At 38.9% G+C, this 12,473-nt stretch carries 10 protein-coding genes (1 of these 10 running past the window's edge); 1 reads left to right on the top strand and 9 read right to left on the bottom strand.

The window, feature by feature from the left end; translation table 11 throughout:
• Window positions 1–6 precede the first annotated feature (6 nt).
• From gatB to uvrC, 9 genes are all read right to left on the bottom strand, one after another.
• Window positions 7–1,437 carry an Asp-tRNA(Asn)/Glu-tRNA(Gln) amidotransferase subunit GatB gene (gatB, locus tag M2919_RS04280; RefSeq protein ID WP_222317228.1) on the bottom strand — a complete coding sequence of 477 codons (1,431 nt, stop codon included), beginning with the start codon at window positions 1,435–1,437 and terminating at the stop codon, window positions 7–9.
• Complete coding sequence (gatA, locus tag M2919_RS04285; RefSeq protein ID WP_248849397.1) at window positions 1,437–2,906, bottom strand: Asp-tRNA(Asn)/Glu-tRNA(Gln) amidotransferase subunit GatA; 1,470 nt, start codon at window positions 2,904–2,906, stop codon at window positions 1,437–1,439. Before gatA ends, gatB begins: the two co-directional genes overlap by 1 nt.
• Window positions 2,906–3,211 carry an Asp-tRNA(Asn)/Glu-tRNA(Gln) amidotransferase subunit GatC gene (gatC, locus tag M2919_RS04290; RefSeq protein ID WP_126762652.1) on the bottom strand — a complete coding sequence of 102 codons (306 nt, stop codon included), beginning with the start codon at window positions 3,209–3,211 and terminating at the stop codon, window positions 2,906–2,908. Before gatC ends, gatA begins: the two co-directional genes overlap by 1 nt.
• Before the next feature lie 68 nt (window positions 3,212–3,279).
• Window positions 3,280–5,307, bottom strand: a complete 2,028-nt coding sequence (gene ligA, locus M2919_RS04295; RefSeq protein WP_248849398.1) for an NAD-dependent DNA ligase LigA — start codon at window positions 5,305–5,307, stop codon at window positions 3,280–3,282.
• Window positions 5,308–5,321: 14 nt separating this feature from the next.
• Window positions 5,322–7,583, bottom strand: a complete 2,262-nt coding sequence (gene pcrA / locus M2919_RS04300; protein ID WP_248849399.1) for a DNA helicase PcrA — start codon at window positions 7,581–7,583, stop codon at window positions 5,322–5,324.
• A 124-nt stretch (window positions 7,584–7,707) separates the two neighbouring features.
• A complete protein-coding gene (locus M2919_RS04305; protein ID WP_168413579.1) occupies window positions 7,708–8,961 on the bottom strand; it encodes an ABC transporter permease in 1,254 nt (417 codons plus the stop codon).
• Window positions 8,954–9,853, bottom strand: coding sequence for an ABC transporter ATP-binding protein (locus M2919_RS04310; protein ID WP_222317222.1), 900 nt, complete (start codon window positions 9,851–9,853; stop codon window positions 8,954–8,956). The genes M2919_RS04305 and M2919_RS04310 overlap by 8 nt, the downstream gene beginning before the upstream one ends.
• A 48-nt stretch (window positions 9,854–9,901) precedes the next feature.
• The gene (locus M2919_RS04315; RefSeq protein WP_248849400.1) at window positions 9,902–10,228 is read right to left on the bottom strand and encodes a hypothetical protein; all 327 of its coding nucleotides are present in this window, start codon (window positions 10,226–10,228) and stop codon (window positions 9,902–9,904) included.
• A 55-nt stretch (window positions 10,229–10,283) separates the two neighbouring features.
• Window positions 10,284–12,071: an excinuclease ABC subunit UvrC gene (uvrC, locus tag M2919_RS04320; protein ID WP_248849401.1), complete on the bottom strand. Its 1,788-nt coding sequence runs from the start codon at window positions 12,069–12,071 to the stop codon at window positions 10,284–10,286.
• Between the two features lie 288 nt (window positions 12,072–12,359).
• Here uvrC and M2919_RS10135 point away from each other — a divergent pair, with 288 nt between their 5' ends.
• Window positions 12,360–12,473, top strand: the 5' portion of a protein-coding gene (locus tag M2919_RS10135; protein WP_476756241.1) for a prepilin peptidase. It continues 288 nt past the right edge of the window; the window shows 114 of its 402 coding nt (coding positions 1–114); it begins with the start codon at window positions 12,360–12,362; the stop codon falls past the right edge of the window.

The following is a 12,473-nucleotide window of genomic DNA, read 5'->3' on the forward strand; positions in this document are numbered from 1 at the left end:
CTTTTTCTAGCGTTTTGCCAGTTCTTCCATTATCAATTTATTGACGACACCTGGATTGGCTTTTCCTTTTGTTTGTTTCATCGCTTGACCTACTAAGAAGCCAACTGCTCGGTCTTTACCATTTTTAAAATCTTCGATTGATTGCGCATTGTTATCTAAAATTTCAGTAATAATAGGTAATAATTGTGCTGGGTCAGATAACTGAACCAATCCTTTTTCTTCGACGACTTTTTTCGCATCGCCACCATGTTCAATTAATTCTTTAAAGACTTTCTTCGCAATTTTCGAGCTGATGGTTCCGTCTGCAATTAATTGAATCATTCCAGCAAGATTATCTGGTGTCAGCTTCGTCTCTGACAACGTTTTTTGTTGGCTGTTAAGATATGCAGAGACATCTCCCATTAACCAGTTTGAAGCTTGTTTAGCGTCTGCTCCAGCCTCTAATGTTGCATCAAAGAAATCAGACATTTCACGTGTTAAAGTCAAGACCATCGCATCATACTCTGGTAAGCCTAACTCTTGAATGTATCGTTCACGACGTGCTTGAGGCATCTCTGGTAATTCCTCTTTGATACGCGCGATTGTTTCATCTGAAATCGTCAAAGGTGGTAAATCTGGCTCTGGGAAGTAACGATAATCGCTCGCTCCTTCTTTCACACGCATTAAGACTGTTTCACCCGTAGCATCGTCATAACGACGTGTTTCTTGTTGAATAACGCCTCCAGATAAAAGGACTTGCGTTTGACGTTTGACTTCATATTCCAAACCTTTTTTGACAAAGTTCAGGGAGTTTAGGTTTTTCAACTCCGTTTTTGTTCCGAATTCTTCTTGACCATATGGACGTAATGAGATGTTAGCGTCACAACGCATAGAGCCTTCTTCCATTTTAACATCACTGACACCCGTAAACTGAATAATTGAACGTACCGCATCTAAATAGGCATAGGCTTCTTCAGGTGAACGAATATCTGCTTCAGAAACGATTTCAATTAACGGAGTGCCTTGACGGTTTAAGTCAACGTATGAATATCCGTCAGTGCCATGGATGTTTTTCCCAGCATCTTCTTCTAAATGGACGCGTTCAACGCGAATTTTTTTCTTTTTACCTGCTACATCAATTTCTACCCAACCATCATGTCCAACTGGAGACTCATCTTGGGAGATTTGATATGCTTTAGGATTATCTGGATAAAAGTAGTTTTTTCGGTCAAAATGTGTATGTTGAGAAATATCACAGTTTAAAGCAAGAGCTGCTTTAATACCGTACTCTAAAGCTTTTTCATTCATCACCGGTAATACGCCTGGATAACTAAAGTCGACGACGTTTGTGTTCACATTCGGCTCTGCTCCAAAATGAGCGGGTGATGTTGAAAAGATTTTAGAATCTGTTTTTAATTCTACGTGGATTTCTAATCCAATGACTGTTTCAAAGTTCATTATGCCTTACCTCCTAAAATCTCAGGACGTTGTTGATGAAAGTTTGTCGCTTGTTCAAATGCGTATGCTGCTTGGTACATAGTTGCTTCATCAAAACGTTTGCCGATTAATTGTAAGCCGATTGGTAGTCCGTCTGCAAATCCACATGGAATCGACATACCCGGTACACCCGCCAAGTTAACTGGAATGGTTAAAATGTCAGCCATATACATCGCAAGTGGGTCAGAGATTTTATCTCCTAAGTCATAGGCAACAGTAGGCGTTGTCGGCCCAATAATTAAATCATATGATTCAAAGACTTTTTCAAAGTCATTTTTTATCAAAGTACGGACTTGTCCGGCTTTCTTAAAGTGAGCATCGTAAAAGCCTGAACTTAGTGAGAATGTCCCTAACATAATACGGCGTTTCACTTCTGAACCAAAGCCTTCAGAACGTGTTTTGACATATAATTCTTCTAAATTAGTAGCAGATTCCGAGCGATATCCATAGCGAATACCGTCGAAACGTTGTAAATTCGAAGAAGCTTCGGATGAAGCAATGATGTAGTAAGCTGCAACACCATATTTAGAATGTGGCAATGAGACTTCTTCAACCGTCGCACCAAGTTCACGATACGTCTCCACAGCTTTTAAGACTGCTTCGCGAATCGCTGGGTCAATCCCTTCTTCTAAGTATTCTTTTGGAAGGGCTATTTTCATTCCTTTAACACCAGCTTTTAAGTTCGCCGTGAAATCTGGAACCTCTAGTTGCGCACTCGTACTATCTTTCGGATCGTGTCCGCTAATGGCTTGTAAGACATGAGCGTTTTCTTCTACCGTACGTGTTAATGGCCCAATTTGGTCTAAACTTGAAGCAAACGCTATTAAACCAAAACGTGAAATACGACCGTATGTCGGTTTCATTCCAACAATTCCATTAAAGGCTGCTGGTTGGCGAATACTACCACCCGTATCAGTTCCTAATGAAACTGGAACTTGTCCTGCTGCGACTGCTGCAGCTGAACCACCTGATGAACCACCCGGTACTTTTGTAGCGTCCCATGCATTAGTTGTTTTTTTATAATAAGATGTTTCAGTACTTCCTCCCATAGCAAACTCGTCCATGTTGAGTTTACCAACTGGAATCATATCATGAGCTTTCACCGCTGACATAACTGTAGCATCATAGACTGGGATAAACCCACCTAACATTTTACTTGCTGCTGTTGTTTCCACATCTTTTGTAACAATGTTATCTTTAATCCCGATTGGAATACCTGCCAAAATATTTCCTTCGTCAATTCCTTTTTCATCTAAAGCAGCTGCTTGTTCAAGAGCGCCTTCTTTATCAAGTGTTAAAAAGGTGTTTAACACCTCGTCAGTCGCTTCAATACGGTCAAACGTTGCCTCAATTAGTTCGACAACAGTTAACTCTTTATTAACTAATTTTTGGTGTAAATCTTGAATACTTCCTTGAAATAATGACATCATTAGGCTCCCGCACCTCCATCTTCAATAATGACTGGCACACGAATATAGCCATTTTCTTTATCTGGAACATTTCTTAATAATTCTTCACGTGTATTGTCTTGTGCGACTGTATCAGGTCGTAATACTGTTTCGTTATGAACAACATTCACTGTAACAGGTACACCTGTTGTATCGACTTCATCTAAATATTCAACCATGTCAATAATATCACCTAGTTGCTCGGTAAACATTGCAATTTCTTCATCTGAAATTTCTAATTTTGACAGAGCTGCGACATGTTTTACTTCTGCTTCACTAATTGCCATAATTTCCCTTCTCTCTTCATTTTCTTTTCACATTTTATCATATTTTGCTTACTTATGCAGTGTTCTTTTTAGTCTGACACATTCTGATTCGCGTCTTTAAAGGCTTCTAACATACGTTTTTCATCCCAAACGGTCACGCCTAAGCTCTCCGCTTTCGTTAGTTTACTTCCGGCTTCACTTCCGGCAATGACAATATCGGTTTTTTTCGATACGCTGCCAGTTACTTTCCCACCTAACGATTCGATGATTTTTTTCGCTTCTGGGCGTGTCATGGCTTCAAGACTTCCAGTCAGAACCACTGTTTTTTCCTTAAAAGGAGAGTCGATAGCTTCAATTTCTGCTTGTGTCACGCCTTGGTAGGTCATGTTCACACCGACTTTTTCTAATTCTTCCATTAACACCCCAACTTCTGGCTGTGCCATATAGGTCACAAAACTTTCCGCAATGACCTCCCCTAGTGTTTGAATCTGAGTGATTTCTTCTACTGTCGCTTGGCGAGCAGCCTCCAGTGTTTTAAAACGTTCCGCAATCAACATTGCCGCTTTTGCTCCGACATGACGAATTCCAAGTCCAAATATTAACCGCTCTAATGAATTTTGTTTACTTGCTTCAATCGCAGTTAAAATATTCTGGGCGGATTTTTCTTTAATTTTTTCCAAACCTAATAAATCGTCTGCCGTCAAGCGATATAAGTCCGCCACATCTTTTACCAATTGATGTTGATAAAGTTGTTCTATAATTCGCGGCCCGACACCGTCAATATTCATTGCATTTCGCGACACAAAGTGATTCAAACCTTCTTTAATCTGAGCAGGACACATAGGGTTTAAACAACGCAAAGCGACTTCTTCTTCCAAATGAACGAGGTCACTATGACATTCTGGACAGGTCGTGGGCATCTCATATGGCTGAGAGTCTATCGGACGTTTATCCAAAATAACTCGTGTCACTTCTGGTATAATATCACCTGCTTTATGAATCACGACGGTATCATGAAGACGAATGTCCCGTTTACGAATTAAATCAACATTATGCAAACTCGCTCGTCCAACAGTTGTTCCTGCCAGTCGTACAGGTGTCATAATCGCTGTTGGTGTGACAACGCCCGTCCTTCCAACCGTCCATTCAATATCTAAAATCTCAGTTAACGCTTCTTCCGCTGGAAATTTATAAGCAATCGCCCAGCGCGGTGCTTTTACCGTAAAGCCGATTTCATTTTGGACAGAGAACTCATTCACCTTAATTACAATGCCATCGATTTCATAAGGTAACGCCATTCGTTTTTCTTGATACGTTTCGATAAATGACCAGACTTCCTCGATTGTCTGACAAACAGTACGGTCTGGGTTAATTTGAAAGCCCCAGTCCGACATTTGTTCTAACGCATCCTCTTGAGAAGATAAACCATCTGTTGGCTGATGCACTAAACCATACATAAACGCACTTAGCTGACGCTGTTTCACGACACGGCTGTCTAACTGTCGTAGCGTTCCAGCTGCCGCATTACGTGGATTAGCAAAGACAGTTTGGCCCTCTGCTTCACGCATGTCATTTAATTTTACAAAACTTTCTTTCGGCATGTAACATTCCCCACGCACTTCTAAATCAATGGCTTCTGGTAATTGATGAGGAATACTTGTCACTTGTCGTAAATTATTCGTAATATTTTCGCCAATCGTTCCGTCGCCACGTGTCGCGCCTTGAATGAGTTGGCCATTTTCATATTTTAGAGCAATTGCCAGTCCATCTATCTTTAACTCACAGACATAACTAAAATCAGCAGATGTTAAACGACGGATTCGTTGGTCAAATGCTACTAAATCTTCTTTATTAAAAGCATTACTTAAACTTAACATGGGCGTATCGTGACGTACTTTTTCAAACCCTTCTGCTACTTCTCCCCCGACTTTCTGAGTAATTGAGTCAGCCGATTGAAATTCTGGAAAGGCTTCTTCTAATTCAACCAATTCATGATATGCCTTATCATAGTCGGCATCCGTCGTAATGGGATTATCGTCTTCATAATAAGCTTTTGCCCACGTTTGTAATGTTGCTCTTAGTTCTTCAATCCGTTGTTTTGCCTCTTCAGGTTGCATCTCTTTATCCTCCTCTACTTCTCCGGTCGAGTTAATGGCGCAAAGGCAGCCAATAGACGTTTAATGCCTTGTTGTGGAAAGGCAACATCTAACTCCATCTCTTTTCCTTTGCCCGAAACGCTAACAATCGTGCCTTCACCCCATACTTTATGGTGCGCCTTGTCGCCAGGTTGCCAATCTCGCTGCTCGCTACCTGTTTGACGCACCGAAGTCGTTTTTTTCACAGTCGTTTCAGGTCGTGTTGGGCGATGACCAATCGTTGACTTTTTCGTCATAAAAGGCGATTGTCTTTGGCGCGCGACAATACTCGCTTGATTGCCAACAGGCTCAATCAACTCTTGATTAATCTCATGAATAAAACGTGAAACGGGATTATTTTGTGTCCGTCCGTATAGCGTCCGTGATAAAGCATTCGTTAAATAAAGCTTTTCTTCTGCCCGAGTAATGCCAACATACGCTAATCGGCGCTCTTCTTCTAGCTGATCATCTTCAAACATCGCCCGTGATAGTGGGAAAATCCCTTCTTCCATACCTAAGAGAAAGACCACAGGAAATTCTAACCCTTTTGCCGCATGAAGCGTCATTAAGGTAACTTGTGTCTGACCTTCTTCTAGCGTATCCAAATCCGATACAAGCGCTAATTCGCTCAGAAAACGTGCAAGCGGTTGGCCTTCTTCTGTTTCCTCTACTTCTGCTTTAGCTTGCTCTTCATCATAGGCACGTGTCACCGTATAAAACTCTTCTAAGTTTTCAATGCGCGTCTGCGCTTCTAAATTATTTTGTAAGGTTAGAGCATCTAAGTATCCACTGCGTGCTAGCACTTGTTCAACTATCTCGGTAATACTTAAAAACTCCGCCATTTTTTGTAAGGAAACAATCATTTCCGCAAAATTTGCTAATTCACGTGCTGCCTTACCACTAATCGTCGTCAACGCGACATTTTGAGCTGCTTCCAGCATCGACCAATCATGCATGACGGCAAACTCTCGTAGTTTTTGAATCGACGTCGCACCTATCCCACGCTTTGGCTCATTCACAATACGTTCAAAACTCATCGAGTCCATAGGGTTAGCGATTAAGCGTAAATAAGCCATTAAGTCTTTAATCTCTTTTCGGTCGTAGAACTTATGTCCCCCAACCATTTTATAAGGGATATTTGCTTTCATTAACATTTCTTCTACCACACGAGATTGCGCATTTGTCCGGTAAAGCACAGCGAAATCACCATTTCGGCGGCTGTTTTGTTGTTTTTCTTCTTGAATTTTTTCAACGATAAAGCGACCTTCATCTCGCTCTGTTGGCCCACGATAGTAGCTGATTTTTTCACCTTGCTCATTATCCGTCCACAAACGTTTATCTTTTCGATTTTGGTTTTGTTGTATAACATTATTAGCTGCTTGCAAGATATTTTTAGTCGAACGATAATTTTGTTCTAATAAAATAACCGCTGCATCCGGATAGTCTTTTTCAAAATCTAAAATATTTTGCATATCTGCTCCACGCCAACCATAAATACTTTGGTCGGCATCCCCTACTACACAGAGATTTTTAAAGCGACCTGCTAATAGATTAACCAATGTATATTGCGCGTGGTTAGTATCTTGATACTCATCTACATGGATATATTGAAATTTCTGTTGATAATAAGCTAGCACTTCAGGGTGTTCATTAAATAAACGAATCGTTAGCATAATTAAGTCATCAAAATCAACCGTTTGATTTTTACGCAATTCTCGTTGATAGTTAGCATAAACTTGCGCGGTAATATCTTCTATATAACTGCCTTGCTCTTGTTGATAATCTTCTACTGTTAACAACTCATTTTTAGCCTGACTAATTTTACCCAACATTTGACGCGGCTCAAACTTTTTATCATCCAAGTTCATCTCGCGAATAATTCGCTTAATTAACGTTAACTGTTCGGCTGGATCCGCAATTGTAAAATTACTATTATAACCAATCAGGTCGACATCACGACGTAAAATTCTCACACACATACTGTGGAAAGTAGATACCCAAACACTATCACCCTCGCCAGCAATAATCTGACTAACACGTTCTTTCATTTCTTTTGACGCTTTATTAGTAAAGGTAATCGCTAAAATATTCCACGGATTAATCCCTTTTTCAGCTATCAAATAAGCAATCCGATGTGTCAAAACTCGTGTCTTTCCACTTCCTGCACCTGCCATGATCAAAAGAGGCCCTTCTGTTTTAAGCACCGCCTTTTGCTGCTGCGGGTTCATCCCATCTAATAAACTTTTTCTTGTTGGCATTCACAACGTCCTCTCTTTACACAATCTCTTATATTATAGCAAATTTACACAAAAACTTCTTCTAATTGTTTGCCAAACACAAACAAAAAAAGCTGCCCAAATAAGCGGACAGCTTTAAGACGCATTACACGGCCTTCTCATATTTTAATAATGTAAACGAACGTTTCATCACTTTCCAAATGCCTTCATCACTATAGACAAGTGACGTTGCTCGGTACATCTTCGCTGATAATCTTAACAGTAAGACGGTTGCAACTGCTAAAATCAAGACGGAAATAAGTGGTTCGTAAGCTGAAACTGTATCATTGGCAATTCGCACTGGCATTGTAAAACTTGAAACAAATGGCACGTACGAAGAAATGACAAAGACGAGATTTTTTGGATTGTTCATGCCTAGGAAAATATTTAGGAAATAACCAATCATCGTAATATACGTCACTGGTACAACCGCTTTTGCGGCATCCTCTGACTTTGATACGAGAGAACCAGAAAACGCTGCAGCAATCGTATAAATCATGACACCCAATAGTAAGAAAATTAAATTGTAACCGAGTAGAGCTTTCATAATTTCGCCAATTGAAATAAAGGAAAGCGCCTCTTTGACAATAGGTTGATTTTTAACAACTTGAAAAGCCATAACGGCTGTTAGAATATACACACCGATTTGGGTTAAAATCACCATGAAAATCCCCATAATTTTACCATAAAAATGTTTTTCAGCTGACGTACTCGATAAGATAACTTCCATAATACGTGTCCCTTTTTCAGAAGCCACTTCTTGTGAAATGATTTGCGCGTACATTAATATAATCATGAACATCGCAAAACTAATAAACATGGCGACACCCATACGAGCAAACTTATCGTCTTTCTTCTCGACCAATTCGCCATCTGAAAATTCCACTGTTTTCTCTTTAATTTGAGCAGGAGCCATTAAACTCGCGACTTCAGTCTCGCTTAATCCTAAAGACTTACTACGCTCAGCTAACTGAAATTGTGATAATATTTGCGTCAACTGTAGCTTATCACTCATAGCAAGTGAACTATTTCCGTAGTATGTTCCCACGATGTTTTGCTCGTCCTCGTCAATGAGAATATACCCATCGATATTCCCTTTTTCTAACTCTTTTTTGCCAGCATCTACCGTTGTGATATTCTTGTCAATGTCTAATGCTGTTTGACTTAACACAGCCGCACGAATATCAGGATTTTCTGACACAATGGCTACCGTATCCGTGTCGGCTACTTTTGAGCCAATAAACGCTGAAAGACCGATAAACCCAATAAACAATAACGGTGCAAATAACATCACTATAAATGTCACACTCTTAACATTACGCTTAAATGTTTCTAACGCCACTATCCAAAACTTATTCATCTTTTTCCCCCACTTTCATTTTAAATATCTCTTCCAGTGTAGGAGGAACTTGATTAAAAACAGGCATATAACCGTAAGAAACAGCTTTTTCAAAAAGCTCGCGCCCTACTTCTTCATTTGCTAATTGAATCTCTAATGCGCCATCCGCTCGTGTGACAACTCGCTCCACACCAAGTGTTTCTTCCACTTCATTGCGTGGCATTAGTGAATCCATTGTTAACTTAGTACGACCAAATTGTTCACGAATTTCATGTACCTTACCATCCAATACCGTACGCCCATTGCGCAACATAATCAAATGATCACAAATCTTTTCCACGTTATCCATATTATGACTGGAAAAAATCACACAAGACCCTTTATCTTTCAACTCAATGATGGCATCTTTTAATAACTCGGCATTGACAGGATCCAAACCACTAAACGGCTCATCTAAAATAATTAACTCCGGTTCGTGAATCAATGTTGCAATTACTTGCACTTTTTGTTGATTCCCTTTTGAAAGTGATTTGACTTTATCCGTCTTTTTCCCCTTCACTTCAAACTTTTCTAACCATTCATCAATTTTCGGTGCAATTTCTTTTTTACTTTTTCCACGTAATTTTGCAAAATAAATTAACTGTTCTTCAATCGAAATCTTAGGATATAACCCTCTTTCTTCTGGCAGATACCCAATAATATTATAGTCTTTTTCCGTTAACTCACGACCGTTCCAAAAAACCTTGCCCGTATCCGCTCTCAAAAAATCTAAAATAAGACGAAATGTAGTCGTCTTACCAGCGCCATTTTGACCAATTAAACCTAAAATCGTCCCCTTAGGAATGGTAAAATGTAAATCATCCAACGCCTTTAACTCACCAAACTGTTTACTTAACCCTCTAACCTCTAACATCTTTTCTCCTTTCCCTAAAAGAAAATAACGATTCTTTGGAATCGTTACTTACCTTTTATTTTCTGATTTTGAAAAATACCAAATGCTCCCTGCATTAACAACCGATACTGCTGTAGCATGTAGCAAACAACTCATCACAAAGTTTTTGCGTGACATACCCGCCGTATTCAGAATAATGAGTATCCAAGCGAAGCCTATCATGAAGGTACTAAATGTCATAACGCTAGCACGGGCTAAAATCTCATGACCGCGCTTTGAATCTTTAAAGACTGATACTGCTCGTAAATAATACACAATTCCTGCTACCATAACCAAACTTACAATTACCTGAACCCAAAGTGCCTTCATTTCTTCATCTCTTTCGTTCTTCTTCATTTTCTTGTTGTTAATATCAAAATTGTAACATACCACCTATTAGCTGTCATCGGTCTTAGGTCTGTTTCTCTTTGATATTAAAATAAGCTAAAACGTTCTCCGCTACAGATTTTGGTATACCCGCTGCCTGTATTTCCTCTAGCGAAGCGTCTTCCATTTTTTTTATCGATTTAAAGTGTTTTAAAAGCTTCCGCTTACGTTTTGGTCCCAACCCTTCAATATCATCTAATTGCGAAGAGAAGCTATTTTTACTACGTACTTGTCGATGAAAGGTAATAGCATAACGATGGACTTCATCTTGAATACGTTGTAGTAAAAAGAAAGCTTCCGATTGTCTTTCCATTGGAACCACAGCCAGTTCTGGACCGAAGATTAATTCACTTGTCCGATGCTTGTCATTCTTAACTAATCCTGCAATCGGAATCGTTAAACCTAGTTGATTCACCAATACATCACGTGCCACTTCGACTTGGCCTTTACCACCGTCAATCATAATTAAATCAGGTAGTGGTAGACCTTCTTTTAAAACACGCGAATAACGACGATAGATTACCTCACGCATCGACGCATAATCGTCTGGCCCTTGCACTGTTTTAATACGGTACTTACGATATTCTTTTTTTAGCGGTTTACCATCAACAAAGACAACCATCGCAGATACCGGACTTGTCCCCATAATGTTAGAGTTATCAAACGCTTCAATCCTGACCGGTGTCGGGATATTTAACAACTCACCAAGTGTCTCAATCGCTCCCACTGTCCGCTCTTGCTTTCTCTCTAATAAACTAAAACGTTCGGCTAACGACACACGCGCATTTTCACTCGCTAAGTCCACTAGCTTACGCTTTTCACCACGCTGCGGTTGATACACTTTACTACTCACTAGCGCTTCCACACTTTCTTTATCAATATCTCGTGGTATAAAGATTTCTTTAGGAATAAAGTGCTGCGTTTTCTGATAAAATTGACCTATAAACGTTAAAAAATCTTCCGTCGCTTCATTATAAAAAGGAAAAATAGAAACATCACGCTCAATCAACTTTCCTTGACGGACAAAAAAGACTTGCACGCACATATAGCCTTTATCAATTGCATAGCCAAACACGTCACGGTCAATAAAATCTGCATTTGTCATTTTTTGACGTGTCATAACCGTTTCAATCGATTGAATCTGATCACGCAACTCCGCCGCACGTTCAAACGCCATTTCATCAGCTGCTTGATACATTTTTTTCTCTAGATTTTTTTGAATTTCTGTATAGCCACCATTCAAAAATCGCTTAATCTCTTCCACCATATCACGATAAACTTGTGGATCGACATCATTTACTGCTGGACATAAACATTGTCCCAAATGATAATAAAGACAGACCTCTTTCGCATTTAAACTACATTTTCTTAATGGATAGAGTTTATCTAAAAGCTTTTTCGTTTCATTGGCCGCTTTAACATCTGGATAAGGACCAAAATACCAAGCATGATCTTTTTTTACTTCTCGCGTAATCATCAAGCGTGGATATTTCTCATTCGTGATTTTGATAAACGGATAGCTCTTATCATCTTTTAACATAATATTATATTTTGGATCATTCTTTTGAATCAGATTAATCTCTAATATCAACGCTTCAATATTAGACTCTGTGACAATATATTCAAAATCAACAATTTCACTGACTAATCGAGCTGTTTTTGTATCATGACTTCCTGTAAAATAAGAACGAACCCGATTTCGCAAATTCTTAGCTTTACCAACATAAATAATCGTTTGATTTTTATCTTTCATTAAATAGCAACCAGGATCTGTTGGCAATAGACTTAATTTATGTTGTAACCATTCACTCATCAAATCCCTCCTATCTTAACTATTATACCATTATCTATTTTGTATTAAAAATAACTAAATTGCATCTTTGTTTCAAATAAAGAAAGAAGGTTTTATATGAATCTATGGATAAATACATTCTTACTAATTGTTACTTTTACTATATTCCATTATTTTAGCTTTAAAAAGTCTGATAGACCCGTCATTTACTTGCCAAACAGCATGATTTTATTTATTTTAATTTTGCAGATTGGCTTATTCATAGTCTATTTTAAACAACATTCATTTAATCATACACTTTTTCCAATCATGCTTATTACTGTCAGTGGTATTTTTTTTACTTTTAGTGACAGTTATTATTTAATGATTTCACCTATCATTTATTATGCAAGTATTTTCTTTTCGATAATTTATCACTTATAC

Origin of the sequence: Vagococcus lutrae, from assembly GCF_023299185.1 — a bacterium.
GTDB classification, from domain to species: Bacteria; Bacillota; Bacilli; order Lactobacillales; family Vagococcaceae; genus Vagococcus_A; species Vagococcus_A lutrae.